Origin of the sequence: Fluviicoccus keumensis, assembly GCF_004217445.1 — a bacterium.
Lineage (GTDB): Bacteria > Pseudomonadota > Gammaproteobacteria > Pseudomonadales > Moraxellaceae > Fluviicoccus > Fluviicoccus keumensis.
Genome location: NZ_SHKX01000013.1, coordinates 503,534 through 524,078, shown reverse-complemented (window position 1 = coordinate 524,078; position 20,545 = coordinate 503,534). Strand labels below are relative to the sequence as shown.

20 protein-coding genes are annotated in these 20,545 nt (G+C 63.7%); 7 read left to right on the top strand and 13 right to left on the bottom strand.

What is annotated here, in order from left to right; genetic code table 11:
• Positions 1–71 precede the first annotated feature (71 nt).
• A complete protein-coding gene (locus EV700_RS13320) occupies positions 72–845 on the bottom strand; it encodes an ATP-dependent nuclease (RefSeq protein ID WP_130414553.1) in 774 nt (257 codons plus the stop codon).
• A 106-nt stretch (positions 846–951) separates the two neighbouring features.
• The gene (locus EV700_RS13315; RefSeq protein ID WP_130414551.1) at positions 952–1,548 is read right to left on the bottom strand and encodes a DJ-1/PfpI family protein; all 597 of its coding nucleotides are present in this window, start codon (positions 1,546–1,548) and stop codon (positions 952–954) included.
• Positions 1,549–1,680: 132 nt separating this feature from the next.
• Here EV700_RS13315 and EV700_RS13310 point away from each other — a divergent pair, with 132 nt between their 5' ends.
• On the top strand, positions 1,681–2,535 hold the full coding sequence (locus EV700_RS13310) for a hypothetical protein (protein WP_130414549.1): 855 nt from the start codon (positions 1,681–1,683) through the stop codon (positions 2,533–2,535).
• Positions 2,536–2,768: 233 nt separating this feature from the next.
• Here EV700_RS13310 and EV700_RS13305 read toward each other — a convergent pair whose 3' ends face one another.
• Positions 2,769–4,445 (bottom strand): DUF1444 domain-containing protein, encoded by a 1,677-nt coding sequence (locus EV700_RS13305; protein WP_130414547.1) that lies wholly within the window; start codon positions 4,443–4,445, stop codon positions 2,769–2,771.
• Positions 4,446–4,704: 259 nt separating this feature from the next.
• Between EV700_RS13305 and EV700_RS13290 the strand changes: the two genes are divergently transcribed.
• From EV700_RS13290 to EV700_RS13280, 3 genes are read left to right on the top strand one after another with little or no spacing between them, the layout of a single operon-like run.
• Entirely contained in the window at positions 4,705–7,149 is a 2,445-nt protein-coding gene (locus EV700_RS13290; protein ID WP_165391479.1) for a PAS domain S-box protein, read from the top strand.
• A complete protein-coding gene (locus EV700_RS13285) occupies positions 7,146–7,526 on the top strand; it encodes a response regulator (protein WP_130414545.1) in 381 nt (126 codons plus the stop codon). The genes EV700_RS13290 and EV700_RS13285 overlap by 4 nt, the downstream gene beginning before the upstream one ends.
• Complete coding sequence (locus EV700_RS13280; RefSeq protein WP_130414543.1) at positions 7,523–10,264, top strand: two-component system response regulator; 2,742 nt, start codon at positions 7,523–7,525, stop codon at positions 10,262–10,264. The genes EV700_RS13285 and EV700_RS13280 overlap by 4 nt, the downstream gene beginning before the upstream one ends.
• Before the next feature lie 7 nt (positions 10,265–10,271).
• Here EV700_RS13280 and EV700_RS13275 read toward each other — a convergent pair whose 3' ends face one another.
• Genes EV700_RS13275 through EV700_RS13260 form a run of 4 tightly spaced genes read right to left on the bottom strand, consistent with a single transcriptional unit; the run spans position 10,272 to position 13,380 of the window.
• Complete coding sequence (locus EV700_RS13275) at positions 10,272–11,414, bottom strand: zinc-binding dehydrogenase (protein ID WP_130414541.1); 1,143 nt, start codon at positions 11,412–11,414, stop codon at positions 10,272–10,274.
• Positions 11,411–12,070, bottom strand: a complete 660-nt coding sequence (locus EV700_RS13270; RefSeq protein ID WP_130414540.1) for a DUF1330 domain-containing protein — start codon at positions 12,068–12,070, stop codon at positions 11,411–11,413. Before EV700_RS13270 ends, EV700_RS13275 begins: the two co-directional genes overlap by 4 nt.
• The gene (locus EV700_RS13265) at positions 12,057–12,899 is read right to left on the bottom strand and encodes an alpha/beta fold hydrolase (RefSeq protein ID WP_130414538.1); all 843 of its coding nucleotides are present in this window, start codon (positions 12,897–12,899) and stop codon (positions 12,057–12,059) included. Before EV700_RS13265 ends, EV700_RS13270 begins: the two co-directional genes overlap by 14 nt.
• 4 nt (positions 12,900–12,903) lie before the next feature.
• Entirely contained in the window at positions 12,904–13,380 is a 477-nt protein-coding gene (locus EV700_RS13260) for a 2,4'-dihydroxyacetophenone dioxygenase family protein (RefSeq protein ID WP_242610263.1), read from the bottom strand.
• 141 nt (positions 13,381–13,521) lie between these two features.
• On the opposite strand from EV700_RS13260, the gene EV700_RS13255 reads away from it, so the two are divergent.
• Positions 13,522–14,541 carry an AraC family transcriptional regulator gene (locus tag EV700_RS13255; protein ID WP_130414536.1) on the top strand — a complete coding sequence of 340 codons (1,020 nt, stop codon included), beginning with the start codon at positions 13,522–13,524 and terminating at the stop codon, positions 14,539–14,541.
• A gap of 6 nt (positions 14,542–14,547) precedes the next feature.
• Here the strand turns inward: EV700_RS13255 and EV700_RS13250 are convergent, their stop codons facing one another.
• The 5 genes from EV700_RS13250 to EV700_RS13230 all read right to left on the bottom strand — a co-directional run bounded on the left by EV700_RS13250 (position 14,548) and on the right by EV700_RS13230 (position 18,257).
• Positions 14,548–15,222 carry an SRPBCC family protein gene (locus tag EV700_RS13250; protein ID WP_130414534.1) on the bottom strand — a complete coding sequence of 225 codons (675 nt, stop codon included), beginning with the start codon at positions 15,220–15,222 and terminating at the stop codon, positions 14,548–14,550.
• Positions 15,219–16,154, bottom strand: a complete 936-nt coding sequence (locus tag EV700_RS13245) for a fatty acid desaturase (RefSeq protein WP_165391478.1) — start codon at positions 16,152–16,154, stop codon at positions 15,219–15,221. The genes EV700_RS13250 and EV700_RS13245 overlap by 4 nt, the downstream gene beginning before the upstream one ends.
• A gap of 117 nt (positions 16,155–16,271) precedes the next feature.
• Positions 16,272–17,273 (bottom strand): AraC family transcriptional regulator, encoded by a 1,002-nt coding sequence (locus tag EV700_RS13240; protein ID WP_130414529.1) that lies wholly within the window; start codon positions 17,271–17,273, stop codon positions 16,272–16,274.
• A gap of 71 nt (positions 17,274–17,344) precedes the next feature.
• Complete coding sequence (locus tag EV700_RS13235) at positions 17,345–17,800, bottom strand: hotdog fold domain-containing protein (RefSeq protein WP_130414527.1); 456 nt, start codon at positions 17,798–17,800, stop codon at positions 17,345–17,347.
• 13 nt (positions 17,801–17,813) lie between these two features.
• Entirely contained in the window at positions 17,814–18,257 is a 444-nt protein-coding gene (locus EV700_RS13230; RefSeq protein WP_130414525.1) for a hotdog fold domain-containing protein, read from the bottom strand.
• Positions 18,258–18,392: 135 nt separating this feature from the next.
• On the opposite strand from EV700_RS13230, the gene EV700_RS13225 reads away from it, so the two are divergent.
• Both EV700_RS13225 and EV700_RS13220 read left to right on the top strand, forming a co-directional pair.
• Entirely contained in the window at positions 18,393–19,013 is a 621-nt protein-coding gene (locus EV700_RS13225) for a TetR/AcrR family transcriptional regulator (RefSeq protein ID WP_130414523.1), read from the top strand.
• Between the two features lie 95 nt (positions 19,014–19,108).
• The gene (locus EV700_RS13220; RefSeq protein ID WP_130414521.1) at positions 19,109–19,891 is read left to right on the top strand and encodes an SDR family NAD(P)-dependent oxidoreductase; all 783 of its coding nucleotides are present in this window, start codon (positions 19,109–19,111) and stop codon (positions 19,889–19,891) included.
• Between the two features lie 15 nt (positions 19,892–19,906).
• Here EV700_RS13220 and tpx read toward each other — a convergent pair whose 3' ends face one another.
• Positions 19,907–20,404 (bottom strand): thiol peroxidase, encoded by a 498-nt coding sequence (gene tpx / locus EV700_RS13215; protein WP_130414519.1) that lies wholly within the window; start codon positions 20,402–20,404, stop codon positions 19,907–19,909.
• Positions 20,405–20,545: the final 141 nt, after the last annotated feature.

Genomic DNA, 20,545 nt, shown 5'->3' with positions numbered 1-20,545 from the left:
GGTTGGGTGTGTGTTTGGCGACTTACACCTTACCATTTGAGGCCAGCCTTTTTACATTGTAAAACAGTTACTTAGTCCTTAAGTAAGTGCCATTCGGCTTTGAGGGCTTTTGGATGAAGGTCATTTTCGGGCTCTTCAATAATAAAAATCTTATCTTTTTGGTATGAAAGGTCCGCAACTAAAGAAGTAATATTAGGGACGCCTTCGCCCATTTGGCTGATTGAAATGGTATTTTCAGTGTCAACATATGTGCCTGCGGTAATTCCATTTTTTGACGGTATTGAGGTAACCATAAAACCAAGTATTTTTTCGCAGTTCTCTTTGTAATGATCATGTTTGGGAAAGACAGAGTTAGAAACTTTGGAAATTCTAGCTGGCAAGTTAGAGAGTGTTGTCTCAATACGATTGACGGATTCTTCACGTACATCTTCACTATATAAAGAAGTTTTTCTTTTTGACAAATATGGGATTATTGCATGATATGGAGATGTATTTGGATAGTTGTTAAAAGAATTGGTATTGTCAGCTTTCATATTGAAAATATGGCCATCGATTGAGTTTGATGGTATGGATAAGTTGATATTAATGGATTTGTTAACGATGCTAAGATTGGTATGTTTGGGAATATGTGGGCTAACTAATAGATCGATTTTTGAGGATGTAGAGCCAATTCTGATGTCTTGGCGAGATGGCTGTGATCCATCTTGAAGAAGATGAATGGCTCTTAATATCGAGCTTTTTCCACTGTTGTTTTCCCCTATAAAAATATTTATTTGCCCTAGCTTTAGGTTTTTAATGCTTTTGATAGATCGAAAGTTTTCAATAGATATCTCAAGGATTTTCATAGCAGCTATAATTCTCTTTGGAATGTTAAGGAAAATACAGTGTGACTATACTAACACGTGATTTTGATATCAACAGGTTCTGTTGGGATGATCTTGATTGTAGTCTTCAGCATTCCCGCCACTCCATCTGCCGCGCCGTCGCCACCGCCAGTTCCCGCCCGGCCAGCCGCGCCACCAGATGCAGGCTCATGTCGATGCCCGCCGAAATCCCGCTCGAGGTGACCACCTCGCCTTCATCCACCCAGCGGCAATCCTCTTTCACCGTCAGACCGGGAAAGCGCGCCCGCAGGTCGGCGATGTCTTCCCAGTGCGTGGTCACCGTCCGGCCGTCCAGCAAACCGGCCTTTGCCAGCAGGAAGGCCCCGGTGCAGACCGAGGCGGTGATGCGGGCGTGTGCCGCCTGGGCGGCGATCCAGCGGATGACTTCCGGCTTGTCCAGTTCAGCATCCACCACGCCGCCGGGAATGATCAGCACGTCGGGGGCGGGATGGGCCGTCAGGCTGAAATCCCGCCTGACCTCCAGCCCGGCGCGCGCCCGCACCAGCCCTTCGCTCTCCGCAACGGTGAACACCCGGAACAACGGCGCCGAATCCGCCTGTCGCCGCCCATGCACGCGCGCGGCGGTGGTGAAGACTTCATAAGGCCCGGCGAAGTCGAGCACTTCGACATCGGGGAACAGCAGGATGGCGACACATATGGTCATTTCGATTCATCCGTACCATCGTAAATGGGAGCATCGGGAATTCGGCGATTGACGGTAGATTTTCAGGGAGTAACAATAATTTTTTAAAAAAGCTTGGTTCTAAGCGGCCCCGTCAGCCCATAAGGATGATCAATGATGACTTTCACTAGATTAACTGCGGTCCTAATTCTTGCATTCAGCGGGGTTGGAGATGTCTTTGCTGAGGAAATGCAAGCCGCATCCGAGGCCGTACAAAGCTATAGCAATCCGGAGGTGTTGATCAAGGATTACCTGTATTCCCTCTATACCAATGACGTCAAGGGTTACCAGAAGTTGATCATCCCAGAGCCCGGAAGCGAGAAGTTGACGGGAAAGCAGGTGTTGACCTATGCCCAGAGAGATGCTGTTCGTCAGGATGTGGATCAGCTCCAGTTGAGGAACCTTTCTGGTGATGTCTACAAGGGTAAGGTGTTGATGCGATGGGCTTCGCGTCCGGTTGGAACCCGAGCGATCTATGCGGGTCAGTTCCGCAACAACAATTTGGCGCTTCCTGTAGAGAAAACAGCGGAAGGATGGAAGATGGACGCCAGGTACTGGGGCGAGTTTGTGCGGATTAAGGCCAGGCCCCTGACATCGCAGGATCCCCAAGCGGCCGCCATCAAATTTTTGTACGGGATATTTTCAGGTGATGCCGAGATGATCCGGAGAGTGTCGGCTGATTCCGGAAGTGAGGCCAGGCTGATTGCCGCCAACAATCTTCCTCCGGGAGATGTGGATCAGATTCTGGCTTTATGCAAAGAAATGTTGGTGGTACCCGCGCGTGACGGTGAAGTCTTGTTGATGCCGGATGGTACGTTACTGACCGCGCGGACCAGTGCCGATGAAAAACTAATGATGGGACTGATGGGGCTCGTTGAGGTGCCGTTCCTGCTGAAACAGACGGAGGGTACCTGGAAAGTCGTCCCGTATGATTATTATCGGTATCTACGTGATAAAAATGCCATCTGAATCGCCTTCCCCCTGATAACCGACCGCCCAGCACATTCTGATGTTGTCGCAGGTGATCTCAGGGGGATCGACGTATGGCCGTCAAGTAAGTCTGAAAAATAGCCCGTTTTCAACCGCAGCCACCTTGCGCTTACCGTCAACGGGCATGACTCTCATGCCCGTTGCTCTAATCATGGCTGGAGGATCCGTTCACGGCGAGGATGCAGCGGTGGATCTCCCGGTCGTTGATCCCGCTACTTCGCGGTTTTCAGCATGATGGCAAACGCTTCGGGCAACTCCAGTCCAATCACGCCATCCTTCTGAGGGTAGCTGATACGGGTGAATTTTCGCTGATAGTACCAATACAAATGGGGACTGATGGAGCCCGGGCCCTTCCGGTAAAGCTCCAAGGTGCCTGACATCACCTTGTGCACGGCTTGAAGAACGTCCGGAGTCTCTGCCGGGACAACGAACAAACAATGGCGGTTGGGGACGGATACGATGGAGCCGAAGGTACCGACACAGTCCTTCAGTTTATCGAGCATGAGCGCCCACGAGCTGGTGTAGTCACTGATGTCATTGGCGAACAGGATGCTCAGATTACTGTTGAGCCTGGCTTCTTCCAGGGTAAGCGATTCTTGAGACATGATCTGCAGGGCGATGTTGAAGAGCTCCCGGTCGGATTTCCCCCAGGCTTTGGCCTCGGCCCGGGTAATGGGGCGCATGGTCTCGGGCTGGTCTTCAACGAGCATGGTTACGACGCCTTCAATTTCCCGACGGCTGACAAAATTATCCGGGTTTATGTCTTTCATTTCGGGATACAGGCGCACCCGTAAGCGGTTGGCTATATCCGTAAAACTCAGGGATTCCGGCTTGGGGTTGTCTGCAGCGTTTTCGTTGTCGGCGATGAGCCTGTCAAACTGCCTGGCGATGATGGCGGGCCAGCGTTCGCGCGATGTGGCCTGATGGCAGATGCCAGCCAGATTTTGCAGCCCCAACGCATAACTTTTCCCTGTAACCAGAACCATGCCGTCATTCAGCGTGACCGGTATGTTGCGTTGCTGGAAATATGCTTGAACCACGTCCATGAAATGCGCGTAGTCCGTACTGGAGAATGCTCCAGCCCAAGCCGGCACCCCGGTCCTGTCAACGGGAACGCTGGGTTGCGGCACCGTGGGGCGGCGGGCCGGAGCCGGTTTGCGTACATAATCCTTGATGCGATTGCGGCGGTAGAGCCAGACACCGAGTGCGGCCATAACCAGCAACAGGATGAGTCCGAAGTTGAGCCAGGTAAACGGCTTTTCGTCGGAGAAGCTTGCTTCCTCGGCATGCGCCGGGGCCATCGGCCTTTCCGGCGCATGATCGGGTGTGGTGCGGGGATTGGGAACTGCCGGATGTTCTTCCATCCGTGGTGTTCCGGTAGCGGGGGCGGCGTTTTCCGCAACATCGTCGTGCAAGACAGGTAATGGCTGCGAGTACTGGCGCTCCTGCTTGTGCGCCTCCTGGATACGCTCCAGTAGTATGCGATTTTTGCCTGCTTTCAGCACGGATTGCCGGGCGCGCTCCGCTTCCACGATAACCCGATGGTTTTCCTCTCGCCATGCCTTGATGCCTTCCGGAGAATTTGAGCGTGGGGAGGTCTTCCAGCCCTTTTGCAGTATCGCCTGCCGCGCGCGTTCGGCTTCCGCTACTGCATCCTGGTAGTCAAAAGCCCTTGACGGTTTATTCATGTAGGCGTCAGTGTTGGGAAAGGCCTGACTCTCCGTGACGGTCGTCGGCGCGTTATTGTCGGTGGACGGTGAGTCGTAGGACGTACCACAAAAGGCGTTGAACGCAGTGAAAAGAAGTAGTGGCGATAGTGCGGCGCGGCGAACTTTGTGTCGGTGGTACAAGTTCGGGCCGATGGCGTGTCGCAATAAGATGATGCTCATGAGGGCTCCCGGGTTCCTTGGATTTTTATGGTGTCTGGCCGCACCCCGTGAGGCGGTTGGCGCGTCCGACGGATCATAATTCACAACGTTACCGTCTGGTAGTCGTGACGGTAGTGTCTATTTTTCAGGCTTGTTTTCACTGCCCGGATCGGCAAGACTCGAAGCAGCGGCCACCTCGAATAATGACCGGAAACTCGCCCGGATAACAGGCCGCGTCAGGCCCTCAAAGGGATACGGACATGCGTGACGGATACCTCTCATGACCCCTCGCCGCCAGGCGCTGCTCTGGGCGGCGCTGCCGCTGCTGTTGCTGGCGCCGCCGCAATGGTGGCTGGGGCTGCGCCTGGCCGACCAGCTGGATCTGGAGGAGCGGGCGCGGGCCCGGGTCATGCTGGAATCGCAGGCCCGATCGCTGCAACGCTCCCTCGACCGGCTGGAAGGCAAGCTGGACAGCCTGGCGGTGTTCGCCGCCGAACGCACCGCCGACGGCCGGGCGATGGACCCGGCCTCCTTCCAGACCTTTGCGTCCGGCCTCCATGCCGGTTCGGACTGGATCCGCGCCTATCAGCTGGTTGAAGATGGTGTTATCCGCCATGTTTATCCCCTCAAGGGCAACGAGGTGGCGCAGGGCTACAACCTGCTGACCGCGCCGCTGTCCGTGCATGGCACCGATATCGACCGCGCCCTGCAAACCGGCCGCACCACCCTGACCGGTCCGCTCGAACTGATCCAGGGCGGTATCGGCATCGTGCTGCGCAAGCCGGTCGGCAAGGGGCGCGACGGCCCGGCGCGGCTGGCGGGCGTGGTGCTGAACCTGCAGCCCCTGCTGGCGGAGTCCGGCATCAGCGAGCCGCTGATGCACGGCTTGCGGCTGGCCATCCGTCGTTCTTCCGGCGAGGTGTTCTTCGGGGCCCCGGCGGTGTTCGCGCAGCAGCCGGTGCTGAGCCGCGTGTCGCTGCCGGAAGGATATTGGGAGCTGGCGGCCGTGCCCGCGCCGGGCTGGCGGGCGTCGTCGGACCGGCTGGTGCTGTGGTTCGAACTGTTCGGCAACCTGTTCGTGGTCGTGCTGTGCGGGCTGTTTTACGCCCTGGCGCGCAGCCGCACCCTGCTGGAGGAAACCGTCCGCCAGCGCACGGCGGCCCTGCGCGCCGGTGAGCAGCAATACCGCGAGCTGGTGGAGCACGCCAACAGCATCATCCTGCGTTGGGACGCGGCGGGCCGCATCACCTTCCTCAATGAATACGGCCAGCGCTTCTTCGGTTATGCGCCGTCGGAAATCCGGGGGCGGCACGTTCTGGAAACGATCGTGCCGCCGACCGAGAGCAGCGGCCGCGACCTGCAGCAGCTGATGGACCAGATCCTCTCCGACCCGGCGGCCTTCGAGCGCAACACCAATGAAAATGTCCGCCGCAACGGCGAGCGCGTCTGGGTGGCGTGGACCAACCGTATTGTCCGCGATGCGCAAGGCGCGATTGCCGAGATCCTGAGCGTCGGCACCGATGTGACCGAGCAGCGGCGGGCCGAGGCGGCGCTGCGCGAGAGCGAGGAGCGTTACCGCCGCACGCTGGACAACAGCCTGGAGAGCTTCCAGCTGATCGGTTTCGACTGGCGATACCTGTACCTGAACCACGCCGCCGCCGTCCAGAACCGCCGCCCCAACAGCGAGCTGCTGGGCCGCACCATGCCGGAGGCCTGGCCGGGCATCGAGGCTAGCGAGGTCTTCGGGCTGCTGCGGCGTTGCATGGAACAGCGGCAGGCTTTCCACGAGGAGAAGGAATTCCATTTCGCCGACGGCAGTTCCGGCTGGTTCGATGTGCGCGTGCAGCCGGTGCCGGAGGGCATCTTCGTGCTGTCGATCGACATCAGCGAGCGCAAGCAGGCGGAACACGAGCTGCGCCTGCTCAACGAAAGCCTGGAGCACAAGATCGCCGAGCGCACCCGCGACCTGAGCGAGGCCACCGAGCGCGCCCGCTCCGCCGACCGGCTGAAATCGGCCTTCCTGGCGACGATGAGCCACGAGTTGCGGACGCCGCTGAATTCGATCATCGGCTTCACCGGCATCATCCTGCTGGAACTGGCCGGGCCGCTGAACGAGGAACAGAAGAAGCAGCTGGGCATGGTGCAGGTCAGCGCCCGCCGCCTGCTGGAGCTGATCAACGATGTGCTGGACATTTCGCGGATCGAGGCCGGGGAAATGCGCATGGCCGCCGAGCCGTTTGACCTGGCGGCGTCGGCGCGCAAGGTGGTGGCGATGATTGAACCCCTGGCGGAAAAGAAGGGACTGGCGCTGGTCGCGCGGGTGGCGGACAACCTGCCCGCCCTGACCGGTGATGCGCGCCGCGTGGAGCAGATCCTGCTGAACCTGCTGGGCAACGCCGTCAAATTCACCGAGGCGGGCACGGTGACGCTGACCGTCGAGGCGGCGGCCGATGACCGGGTGAAGGGTCCGGCGGTGCGCCTGCGGGTGGCGGATACCGGCATCGGCATCAAGCCGGAGGACATGAGCTGGCTGTTCCAGCCATTCCGGCAGGTGGACTCGGCGCTGTCGCGCACCCACGACGGCACCGGGCTGGGACTGGCGATCTGCCGCCGGCTGGCCACACTGATGGGAGGGGTGATTGACGCCGAGAGCATCTGGGAGCAGGGCAGCGTCTTCACCGTCACCTTGCCGGAACATCCCCCGGGGGAGGAGAACGCGCCATGAGCTCACGCATGCTGCTGATCGAGGACAACGAGCAGAACCGCTACCTGACCACCTTCCTGCTGCAGGCGCGCGGCTGGGAAGTGGTGTCGGCGGTGGACGGCCCCACCGGCTTGCGGCTGGCCGACACGATGACGCCGCCGCCGGTGCTGATCCTGCTGGACATCCAGTTGCCGGGCATGGACGGCTACGAGGTGGCGGAACGGCTGCGCGCCAATCCGGCGCTGGCGGGCATCCCGGTGATCGCCGTCACCTCCTACGCCATGCCCGGCGACCGCGAGCGCTGCCTCGCCTCCGGTTGCCACGGCTATCTGGAAAAGCCGATCGACCCGCGCACCTTCGCCGCCGATGTCGAACGCTTTCTTGCGGAAAAATCATGAAGCACGTGCTGATTGTCGACGACCACGCGGCCAACCTCTACCTGCTGCGCGTGCTGCTGCAAGGCTACGGCTTCAGCGTCGAGGAAGCGGCCAACGGCGTCGCGGCGCTGGCGGCGGCGCGGCAGCGAAAGCCCGACCTGATCATCAGCGACCTGCTGATGCCGGTGATGGACGGCTACACGCTGCTGCGCGCGTGGAAGGCCGACGCCGGGCTGTCGGAAGTGCCGTTCATCGTCTACACCGCCACCTACACCGAGCCGCAGGACGAACAACTGGGGCTGGGGCTGGGCGCGGACGCCTTCATCCTCAAGCCCGCCGAGCCGGAGCCGTTCATGCGCCGGGTGAAAGAGGTGCTGGCCCGCACCATCCGCCCTGACCAGCCGCCTCAGGCGCAGACCCTGGCAAAGGACGAAGGCCTGCAACTCTACAACGAAGTGCTGGTGCGCAAGCTGGAGAAGCGCAGCGCTCAACTGGAACAGCGGGTGGCCGAACTGGCCGCGTCGGAGGCGCGCATCCTGCGCCTCAACCGGCTGTACGTCGCCCTCAGCGAAACCAATCAGGCGATTGTGCACCTGCGCGACCGCCAGGCCCTGTTCGAGGCGGTCTGCCGTATCGCCGTCGAGCACGGCGGCTTCAGCATGGCCTGGATCGGACTGGTCGACGCGGATCGGGGCGAAATCGTCCCCGCCGCCTGGAGCGGCATCGGCCAGGCCTGGCTGACCCGCGTCGGGCTGCACGGCGAACGGCGCACGCCGGTGGAAATCGCCATCGGCGAGGCGCGCGATTTCTTCTGCAACGACCTGGCGGCCGAACCGGCGCTGGCGGCAATCCATCTGCCGCTGCGCGAGGCCGGGCTGCAAACGGCGGCCTCGCTGCCGCTGCGCCTGCAAGGCCGCATCGTCGGCGCGCTGACCCTGTTCGCGGCGGAAACGGCGTTCTTCGACGAGACGCTGAAGGGGCTGGTGATCGAGATGGCGGGCGACCTGTCCTTCGCGCTGGAGAACCAGGAACAGGAGGAATTGCGGCTGCAGGCCGAACTGCGGCTGCGCGCCAGCGAGGAAGCCAACCGCCTCAGCAACCGCGTGCTGGAATCGTCCAGCAACGGCATTGTCATCACCGCCCCCCAACCGCCGCTGCTGTTCGCGATCGCGCATGTCAATCCGGCCTTCGAGCGCATGACCGGCTATCGCCGCGACGAGGTGCTGGGCCGCGATCCGCGCTTCCTGCTGGGCAACGACACCGCGCAGCTGGGCATGGAGGAAATCCGCGCCGCGCTGCGCGAAAACCGGGAAGGCGAGGCGCTGCTGCGCAATTACCGCAAGGACGGCAGCCTGTTCTGGAATGAGCTGTCGGTGGCGCCGGTGCGCGATCCGGCGGGCACGGTCACCCATTATGTCGGTATCTTCAACGACATCACCGAGCGCAAGCAGTACGAGGAACAGCTGGAGCGCCAGAACAACCAGGACGCGCTGACCGGGCTGGCCACGCGCCACCTGCTGCGCGACCGCTTCGGGCAGGCGATCGCCTACGCCGCGCACCACGAACGCTCGGTGGCGATGCTGTTTTTCGACCTCGACAACTTCAAGCGCATCAACGACAGCCTCGGCCACGCCTTCGGCGACGAGGTGCTGCGCCAGACCGCCCGGCGGCTCGCCGACTGCGTGCGCGAGCGCGACACCCTGGCGCGGCTGGGCGGCGACGAGTTCGTGATCATCCTCTCGGACATGGCCAGTATCCAGGATGTGCCACAACTGGCCAGCCGGGTGTTGCAGGCGCTGAACCGGCCGCTGCTGATCGGCGAGCGCGAGATCGACCTCTCGGCCAGCATCGGCATCAGCGTCTATCCGGCCGACGGCGGCGACTACGACACGCTGCTGCGCAATGCCGACGCCGCGATGTATTCGGCCAAGGAAGCGGGCCGCAACACCTTCCGTTTCTACACCCAGGGCATGAACGCCGAGGCGATGCGTCGCCTGGAAATGGAAACCGGCCTGCGCCGGGCGCTGGCGCGCGATGAACTGTTGCTGCATTACCAGCCGCTGCTCAACCTGGCCACGGGCCGCATCGGCGATGTCGAAGCGCTGCTGCGCTGGCGCGGCAAGGACGGCGGGCTGATCTCTCCGGGCGAATTCATTCCGCTGGCCGAGGAAACCGGGCTGATCGTGCCGATCGGTGAATGGGTGCTGCACAGCGCCTGCGATCAGGCGCGGCGCTGGCGGCAGGACGGGCTGGAAGTGCGGGTGGCGGTCAACCTCTCCGGCCGCCAGTTCAGCGACCGGCATCTGGTGGAAACGGTACGCCGCGCGCTGACCGAGAGCGGCCTGCCGCCGCGCCTGCTGAAGCTGGAAATCACCGAAAGCGCGGTGATGCGCAATGCCGAGGAAGCGGTGCGCATCTTGGAAGAACTGAAGGCGCTGGGGCTGGAAATCTCGCTGGACGACTTCGGCACCGGCTATTCCTCGCTGGCCTATTTGCGCCGTTTTCCCATCGACCAGTTGAAAATCGACCTGTCCTTCGTGCAGGAAATCACCCGCCATCCGGACGGCGCCGCCATCGTGCGCGGCATCATCGGCCTGGCGCAAAGCCTGCGCCTGCAAACGGTGGCGGAAGGGGTGGAAACGGTGGCGCAGCGCGACTTCCTCAAAGACTCCGGTTGCGATCTGGTGCAGGGCTTCCTGCTCAGCCGGCCGCTGCCGCCGCAGGAGCTGGCGGCGTTGTTGCGGCGGGAGCCGGGCTAAATGCGATTCACATCGACGGATCAATCAGGATCTTCGCGTGCAGCTCGGGATTTTCCAGATCGGTGAAGGCCTGCGCCACCTGATCCAGACCCACCCGGCCGGTGATCATTCGTTCCACCGCCAGCCGCCCGTCCGCCAGCAGGTACAGCGCGTCGCGGTACTCCAGCGGCGAATAGCCCAGCGCAAAACGCAATTCGATCTCCTTGTTGATGCCGATGCCCGGTTCGAAGGTGTCGGGCTGCATGCAGACGCCCACCACCACGATCCGCGACGTCAGCGGAGCCTGCTCCATCAATTGCCGGATCACCCCCGGCACGCCCACGCATTCGAACACCACCGGCCGCTTCGGCTTCAGGCCCGCCGCTTCCGCCAGCCGCCAGGCCCCCCACCACGGCAGCGGCAGCCGCCCCAGCTTTTCGCGGGTGGACACCGCCAGTTCCAGCAGGTCCGGCATGCCGGGCAGGTGGCCGTAGCTGGCCCAGTCGGTGAAGGGCGAATGCGCGGCCGGATCAATGACGCGGTCCGCGCCGCAGGCGGCGGCCAGGGCGCGACGCCCCGGCGAGAAGTCGCTGGCGATGACGGTGCGGACGCCGTGGGCCTTGAGCATGGCGATCAGTCCCAGCCCCACCGGCCCGCAGCCGATCACCACCGCCACGTCGCCGGAACGGATCTCGCTGCGCCGGTAGGCATGCAGGGCGACCGCCATCGGTTCCGCCAGGGCGGCCAGGTCGGCCGACAGCCCGTCCGGCACGGCTTCCATCAGGTCGGCCTGCACCACCACGCGTTCGGCATAGGCGCCGGGGGCATGGGCGGACAGGCCGATCAGGTCGATGAGCTCGCCGCGCCGCCGCAACGGCACCGCGCAGACCCGGCTGCCGGTCGGCAGGCGGCGACGGGTGCCGGGACCGTAATCCAGCACCTCGCCGCAGAACTCGTGACCGAACACCAGCGGATCGGCGCTGTCGGGAAAGTGGGCCATGCCCACCCGTCGCGCCATGGACGCCATGTGGTCGCAATGCCGCCGCATGTGCAGGTCGGAACCGCAGATGCCGCAGCGCAGCACCCGGATCACCGCCTGCCCCTTGCCGGGCACCGGCTCGGGCAGGTCGATGGTGCTCAGCGTCTGCTCGTGACAGATGACCGCCTTCATGCCGCACCTCCCCGGCGCGCGCCGCGCCACAAGCCCCACAGCGTCAGCAGCCACAGCACCAGCGCCACCGGCCACAGCAGCGGCAGCACCACCTCGGAAGCGGTCGGCGTCAGCACCACCTGCAGCGCCATCAGCTTGTACGGCACGATCGGCGCATAGGCGGGATCGGTGACCAGATCCATGAAGGCGCGGCGGCTGGGGTAACGGATCACCAGCACCCGGCTCCAGTGATTGAGCGCCGCATCCTGGGTCAGCAGGTTGTCGCCGCTGGCCTCGCCGCCGTACAGCGGCTGGCCGCCATGGTGGAACAGCAGGGGCATGGCCAACGATTCGTAGCGGGCATTCGCCTCGCGCGGCGTGCCGTCGAACGCGGGGCTGTCCGCCGCGCGCTGCAGCGCCGGGTGGTAGCGCATCAGGTTGAGCATGTACACCGGCCGGCCGTCGTCGTCGGCCATGAAGCGCCGGGCGGCCAACAGCAGTTCATCGCGCGCGGCGGGCGGCAGCGGCCGCGCCGCGAGGGTGCTCAGGTAGGTGTCCGCCTCGGCCGCCGTGATCGCGCCCCGGTACAATCCGGGCAGTTGCCAGGCGATATACAGCGGCAGCAGGACGGCCAGCAGCCACAGCAGCGGCCGTCGCATCGGTTCAGGAAGGAACATGGTTTTCTCCGCGAAAGAAGGGGATCAGCAGATCGTTGACGGCCGCCGGGGCGTCCAGCGGCAGCCAGTGCCCCGCGCCCTCGATGCGCCGGTAGCGCCAGCCGCCGGAGACGAAGTCGGCGGAGCGCAGCATCTGGCGCTCGGTGAGGAAACGGTCGCCGCTGCTCCACAGGCCTAGCACCGGCATGGTCACGGCCGGGTAGTCGCGCCGGAACAGCACCTCGACCAGGTTGGCGCGGTAATAGTTCAGCGCGGCGCGCAAGCGTCCCGGCCGCTCCAGACGACTGATCCAGCGGGCTGCTTCGCCGGGATGGCCGGTCAGGCGGCGGAACAGCCGCCAGTGCCCGGCGCGCAGCAGCCGTTCCGCGCCGCCGCGCCACTGGAAGAACAGCGCGTACCAGCCCTTCAGCTTTTGCATCGCCCCGTCGGTGGCGTAGGCCAGCGGATGGCCGACGGACAACGCGGCGTAACAGCACACCCGCTGCGGACAGGCCATCGCGAAACGCCAGGCGATCACCGCGCCCCAGTCATGCCCCGCCAGCCGCACCGTGTCGACGCCCAGGGCGTCCAGCAGGGCTTCCAGGTCGGCGACCAGCCGCGTCAGCCGGTAGTCTTCGGTTCGGTCGGGCGCGAAGGAGTCGCCGCAGCCGCGCAGGTCCGGGACAATGACCCGGAACCCCGCCGCCGCCAGCGCCGGAATCTGGTGCCGCCAGACCTCGCCGTCGTCCGGAAAACCGTGCACCAGCAGCACCGGCGGTCCTTCCCCGGCCAGCGTCACCCGCAGCTCGCCCTCGCCGACGGAAACGGCCTCTCGCCGCACCGTGTCCATGCGCTTAGCCCTGGAAGCTGGAAATATCGACCGGCGTCAGCCCGGTCGCCGCGCAGAAATCCAGATAGCGGCGCATCACCGTTTTCCAGTTCTCGATGGCCAGCACCTGATCGTTTTCGCCGAGGATGATCCAGTCGCCCTGCACGATGTTGAGGGTGATGATTTCCGCGTCGCCGACACCGACCGGCGTGTGCGCGGTGCCCGCTGTTTCAAAGACGAAGCTGCCTGCGGTCGCCACCCAGTCATGCTCCTGGTATTTCCAGCTGCCGCTGAGGGTGTAGACATGCACCGTGCCCGAGTGGTGGTGCTTGGGCAGCACCATGTCCGCCGGCGCTTTCAGCAGGGTGATCCATTCCCCGCGCACGGGATCGACCTTGATGGCCTTGACGAAAGCCTTGTCGGTGTAAGGCAGGAACGGCATCCAGGGCAGCGCGTCGACATCGATGACGCCGGTGTTGATACCTTCAAAGAACATGCTCATGGCAGAAACCCTCGTGATTGCGGAAATGGCGGGCCTGTGCTTGGCAGGCCGCGCTCCCGATCAATCTAGCGCGCGGCCGGGGATCAGACTTGTGATAATTGAGCAGATAACTTATGATTTTTGAGCAACCGGAGACGCCGCATGCCGCTCTACCAACCGATCATTCCCACCCGCTACGCGCAGCCGTTGATTGCCCTGCTGTCGGGCATGGACGCGTCGCTGCTGCTGGGATTGCGGGAAGACACCGGCATTGACGCCGCCCGCCTGTGCAGCCCCGACGCCGAGCTGACCATGGCCGAATTCGACATGCTGATGCAGGCCCTGCACCGCCGCACCGGGCGCAGCGACCTCGGCTTCGAACTGGGCAACAGCATCACCCTCGCGTCGCACGGGTTGCTGGGCGCGGCGATGGCGCGCTGCCGCACGGTGGGGGAGGTGCTGTCCCTGGGCGCACGGTTCACGCGGCTGATGTCGCCCAGCTTCACCCTGCGCTACCGCGCCGACGCCGATGCCCACACGCTGGTCTGGCAACCGGCGGCGGGCATGTCCAGCTTCACCCTGCATGCCTTCTACGAAATCCATATCGTTTCCCTGTACCGCCTGCTGGAAAGCCTGGTCGGGTCGCGGCTGCCGCCGTTTGAAACCCGCTTGCCGATGCCGCGCCCGCCGCACGCGGCGCGCTACGACAGCCTGCCCAAGCTGAAAGTGCAGTTCGCGGCCGCGGATCTGCCGGCCGTGCGCACGCGCATTCCGGCCTCGCTGGCGGCGTTGCCGACGGCTTGGGGGGCGGAAGGCGATTCCCCCTCCCTGGAGGATTTGCAACGGTTGCAGGCGTCGTTCCCGCCCGCGCGCCAGTGGCGGGCCTGGGTGGAGTTGATGCTGCGCGAATGCGAGGGTTGCCAGCCGACGCAGGCCGAGCTGGCGGAATTGCTGAATGTCAGCGCGCACACGCTGGCGCGGCGCTTGCGGGAGGAGGGCTGTGGTTTCCGGGAGCTGGCCGGGGAGATCCGGCATCAGCGGGCGCTGGCAATGTTGCGGGAAGGGCGGTACACGGTGGAGCAGGCGGCGGCGCGGCTGGGCTACGCGCACGTGTCCAATTTCAGCCACGCGTTCTCGCGCGCGGAAGGGGAAAGTCCGCGCGCGTCGCGCCGCCGGGGGTGAAGCCGCTTACGAGCCTCCCAACACCCGGATCAACCCCAGCATGGTGGCATACGGTGCGCGCCGCTGCACGAAGTTGGCGGCCCACAGCGGCACCTGCCCGCCGGGGTCGACCAGCAACTGGCTGCTGAAACGGCTGCGTCCGTGTTCCGCCGCCTCGATGCGCAGGCTCAGGTTCATGTCGGGAATCCGCACCGCCTCCGTGGCGTTGGCCGGAAAGCCCGGCACATCCTGCGCCTGAATCAGCGTCACGGGCGGATTCAGCGAAGTCTGGATCTGGTAGCGCAGCACCACATCGCGGTCCGGCAAGCCGCCGGGGGTGCGGAAAACCAGATGCAACAGGAATTCCTCCGCTGAAACCTGTCGCAGCACCGTGATGCTTTTCAGGTTCCACAACCAGCCGGTAAAGCCGGAGAAATCGGTCAGCACGCGCGTTACCTGCGTCACCGAGGCATCCAGCTCCGCCTCGGCCTTCATCGAACGCAGCCGCCGTCCTTCCTCGATCTTGCTGAAGATGTTGATATGGCGCAGCTTGTCCGTACGAATCAGCACCCAGCCCAGATCATGCGGCGAATTCTGCAGTTCACGCCAGTCCGGCTCGTCATCCGCGCGAACCGGCGCCTCCCTCATCCATCCCGCGATTGCCAGGATCAGCAGGCCCAGCCGGGCGGCGCGCCTGTTCACGGAGTCTCCGGCGCGGAGGAACGTTGCGGCGTCAGCCCGAAGCCTTGCACCTTTACCGGCCGATGCGATTCATGGAAGGTCTGCCGCGCTTCCCAAGCCTGCTTCATGCGGTAGAACGGCACGGTGGGGTAGAGGTGATGCACCAGATGCCGGTTCTGGCCCGCCATCAAAATGGTCAGCAGCCACTCGTGGCCCTCGCGCATCGACGACGCGCCGTAGATGTCGTCCTTTTGCAGCACATCGTGCGGGTGATGCGGCAGGTAGACGAACACGAAGACGATCAGCCACAGCCCGAGCCGCGAGGCCAAAAACCAGAACAGCAACAGCTTCCAGCCGCAGAAAACGAACAGCAGCCCCAGCGCCGCCAGCCCGGCGGGCAGTTGCCACAGGATTTGCCGCACTTCCGCCTTCGGCCGGGTGTGCGCCTGCTTCAGGTATTGCGGCAGGTAGAACAGCTCGAAGAAGGGCCACAGCACCAGCGCGCCGTACCAGTGGTTGGTCAGCAGGCGATCCGGGTCCTTGCCCACTTCATTGGTGAAGCGGTGATGCTGCATGTGCCCCCAGCGCAGCAGCTTCGGCGACACATAGGGCAGCAGCAGGTTGATGGTCAGCGCCGCGATCAGCGTGTTCACCCATTCCTTGTTGGAGGCGGAACGGTGCACCGCCTCGTGGATGGGCGTGAACAGGTAATACCCGACCAGCGCGCCGGGCAGCGCCGCCAGCACCGGGTTGATCCATTCCAGCGTCACCGCCACGATCAGGGCCAGGGCCACCGGCAGGGCGACGGACAGGATGCCCACCACCGGCCAGGAGATGGGCGGTTTGACATGTAGTTGCTTTAACCACTCGGGGTTATCGTTCTGATGTTCCACGTGGAACGCGGGGTTGTCGGCGGTCATGGTCTGCCGCTCCGTCAGGCTCGGGTTGGGCATTTCATGATCAGGCCCGGCCTGCTTGGTCGGAAGGGACATCCCTGCCAAGGGGGGAGACTTTGCTGCCAAAAGCGGTGAAAAGTCCCTTGCGCCAGGTCAAGGGTGCGTGGCCGGGCCTCAGCGGCGCTGCCGGTCCAGATATTCCCGCACCGACATGCCGAACCAGCGCTGGAAGGCGCGGCGGAAGCCGGAGGGGTCGCTGTAGCCCAGCGCCAGCGCCAGCGATTCGCCGGTATGGCGCGCGTCCTGCAAATGGATACGCGCCTGACGATGCAGTTCGGCGTCGTGCAGCGCCTGGTAGGTCTGGCCTTCTTCCTTCAGCCGCCGCATCAGCGTCCGCGCCGACAGGTTCAGCGCCTCGGCCACTTCCGGCAGCGTCCACAGGCGGCCGGGGTTGGCGCGCAACAGCGTGACGATGCGGGTGCTGATGGCGCTGGGGGCCTGCTGCAAATCCTGGAACTGCTGCTCGCATTGCTGCTCGGCCTGCAGCTTCGCCACCGGGTCGGCATGCAACGACGGCGTCTGCAACAGCCGGATCGGCAGCACCAGCGCTGTTTCCGCGCAACCGAAGCGCACCGGCATGCGGAAGTGCTCGTGATAGAGCGCCGCATGCGCCGGAGCCGGGTAGCCGATCTCCAGCCGCGCCTCGCGCAGCGGCCCGCCGGTAATGAACTCGATGCCGGTCTGGGCGCTGGCGAGGAAGGCTTCGATCAGGAACAGGCCGGTATCGTCGAAGGCGCTGCGCAGGCGCAGGCTGAAACTGAGGAATTCGCCGTCGCTGTGCAGGCCGATGTCGATGAACTGGCCGCGGATGCTGTAGAAGCGGGCGATGGTGGACAGCGCCTCGCCCAGCGTCGAACTGGTGTAGGCGGCCACGCCGATGGGGCCGTGGGTGGCGATGTGCAGTTGCTGGCCGACGCGCAGCGCGAAGCCGGGTTCGGGACGCAGTTCCATGATCTTGCGCAGCAGGTCGAGGTGTCCGTCCAGCGGCAAGTGGCTGTTCAGGCTGAACAGTTCGTCCGGAGCAATGCCGCTGCCGGACAGCAGCGCGGCCTGATCCGCCTCGTTCAGCGACAGGGTTTTTAGCAGCAGGCGTAGGTAGGTGGTGGCGACCAGCATGGCATCGGTTCGGGGGAAAACGGATTCCGATCATGCCACAGCTTTTGCTTGGTGGCCGCCACCGCCACCGTTCAGGCCGGTTGCTTCAGGTTCATCGTGATCTCGGCGGTGAAGACGACCGCGTCATCACGGTCGCGGATTTCCACCGGCACCACAATGTTTCCCTGACTCCGCCAATCGATCCCGTCGCCCCGCGCCACCGCGGTCAGGTCGCTGCCCGCCTTCTTGCGATAACTCACGGTCATGCCGACCGGAATCCAGCGCGCTTTGTCCGGAATCGACACATCCGTCATCAGCCCGCCCGCCAGTTCGGCCATGTTGCACATGGCGATGGCATGCACCGTCCGCAAATGGTTTTCAACCCTGCGGTGCTTGCGCAGGGTCACGCGGGCGTAGCCGGGCTGCAGTTCTTCCACCTGCGGCGCAATCGAGGCGAAATAGGGCGCGGTCTTGCAGACGCCCAAGGTGAACAGGCGGGTGCCGCCGGGCAGCTTCTTCAGGCGATTGAACAGGGTCAGGGTTTTCATAATCGGCTCCGGGTCAGTCCGCCAGCTTGACGTTCATGGTGATGCGGGCGGTGAACACCACCTGGCCTTCTGGATCGGTCACGATCACGTCGACTTCCTTGTCGCCGGAAGTGCTCCAGTCAACCTGGCCGCCATCCGCCACGGCGCGGACATCGCCCCTGGCCTTGGCCAGATAGGCCACGGTCATGCCCTTGGGTATCCAGCGGGCGCCCGACGGAATGGAGGCATCGGTCATCAGGCCGCCGACAAACTCGGCGACATTGCACAATGCAATCGCATGCACCGTGCCCAGATGATTGGTGATTTCCTTGCGAAAGGGTACGACCGCCTCGGCGCGGCCTGGTTGCAGCGCTGTCAGCTCCGGGTTGATGGTGCTGAAGTAGGGGGCCATGGTGCAGACCATCTGGCTGAAATGGGCGCCGCCGACACTGTTGAACATGGCAAGGGCTTGACTCATGATGCGCACTCCTTATAAAAACAGAATATAGTTCTGTAACAGAACAATATTCTTTATATGGCAGGAGGTCAAGCTTTACTTGCCGAACGGTAATGGTCACGATATCGGCTTCATCCGGCTGACGAGAACCGCAGATTGGCCATTCAAGAAGTGCTGGAGCGCCAGTATCCCGGCCGTCGCGCCCAGCTGAAACGGGATATCCTGTCGGCCGCGCTGGCCTGTTTCAATGACAAGGGTCTGGAGCCGACCACCATTGAGGACATCCGTGTCCGTTGCGACACCAGCGTCGGCAATATCTATCACCACTTCGGCAACAAGGACGGACTGATCGCCGCCCTGTATTTCTGCGCCCTGGATGACCAGGCCCGGCAGCGGACGGACTACGTGAAAGGCACCGCCTCGGCCGAAGCCCGGGTGGCGGCGCTGGTTCACGCCTATCTGGACTGGGTCACGGCCGAGCCGGAGCTGGCCCGATTCCAGTTCCAGGCTCGGTCGGCCGTGGCGCAGGGGCCAAATGCGGCTGAACTGGCAGACCGCAACCGCCAGCGCAACCGGCAGGTGCGAGAATGGCTGGCCGATCCCGAACAGCTCGGTCAATTGGCCTCGGTACCGATGGAATTGCTGCCCTCGCTGATCATCGGGCAGGCGGAAAGTTACTGCCGCGCCTGGCTGTCGGGCCGGGTGCAGTCGCCGCCGGACCGCTTCAGCGAGCCGCTGGCCCGCGCGGCCTGGGCATCCATCGCAGCTTGCCGTTAGGTTCTCCGGGGGAGTGTTTCGCAACACGAATTGAACGCGAGCCCGCTTTCACATTACCGTCCCTTGACCTGTCTGTTCCTCCTCAAGGTGACCCCATGACCCGTGACCTACCGAATCTCCGCCTCGACGGCCGCACCGCGCTGGTGACCGGCGCATCCGGCGGTCTGGGCCTGTATTTCGCGCAAGTGCTGGCCGCCGCCGGGGCCGAGGTGGTGCTGGCGGCGCGGCGGCTGGAAACGCTGCAGGCCGAAGTCGCGGCGCTGCGCGCGCAAGGGCTGAAGGCGCACGCGGTGGCGATGGATGTGACCGACAAGCTCTCGGTGGCGCAGGCCTTTGCCGACGCGGAAGCGGCGCTGGGCGGACGGCCGGTGCAGCTGCTGGTGAACAACGCCGGATGGTCCGGGCGAAGCCTGTTCGTGGATCTGGAAGAAGCGGAATGGGATGGCGTGGTCGACACCAGCCTGAAGGGCGCGTACCTGGTGACGCGCGAGCTGACCCGCCGCCTGATCGCCGCCGGGCAGCCGGGCAGCGTGGTCAATATCGCCTCGATCCTGGGCCAACGGGTGACGCCTTCGGTGTCGCCGTATTGCGCGGCCAAGGCCGGGCTGATCCATCTCACCAAGTCGCTGGCGCTGGAACTGGCGCGTTACCGCATCCGGGTGAACGCCCTGGCGCCGGGCTACATCGCCACCGACATGAACCGCGATTTCTGGGAAACCGAACCGGGGAAGCAGATGCTGAAACGCATTCCGCAGCGGCGGCTGGGCCAGCCGGAAGATCTGGCCGGACCCTTGCTGCTGCTGCTGTCGGACGCGGGGGCCTTCATGACCGGCTCACTGCTGACGGTGGACGGCGGACACGTCTGCAACAGCATCTAGCCTCCGCGTGCGGCCTTACTTCAGCGCCGCGATCGCCGCCGCGTAATCCGGCTCGTTCACCGTCTCGGCCACCTGTTCGGTGTGGATGACCTTGCCGTCGGCATCAATCACCACGATGGAACGCGACAGCAGGCCGCGCAGCGGGCCGGTGGCGAAAGTCACACCATAGTCCTGACCGAAGCTGCCGCGGAAGCTGGAACCGGTCTTGACGTTGCTGAGGCCTTCCGCGCCGCAGAAACGGCTGTGGGCGAAGGGCAGGTCGGCGGACACGCAGAGCACCACGGTGTTGTCCAGTTCGCCGGCGCTCTGGTTGAACTTGCGCACCGAGGTGGCGCAGGTGCCGGTGTCGATGCTGGGGAAGATGTTGAGGATGACGCGCTTGCCCGCGAAATCGGCCTTGCGCAGTTCGCCGAGGTCGGCGCCGGTTACGCTGAAATCCGGGGCATTGCTGCCGACGGCGGGCAGGTTGCCAACAGTTTCAAAGGGGTTGCCTTGCAGGGTGACGGTGGCCATGGGCGGAGTCCTTTTTCGGTTTGAGTTGAAGGGGGATAGTGCGGCGCGGCGGGGGAAAGATCAACGGAGCGGGAGTGTGGATATTCAGTCCCACTCGCGTAAGATGGTGCAGGAACCCCACTTGCGGAATTCCCCGCCCCC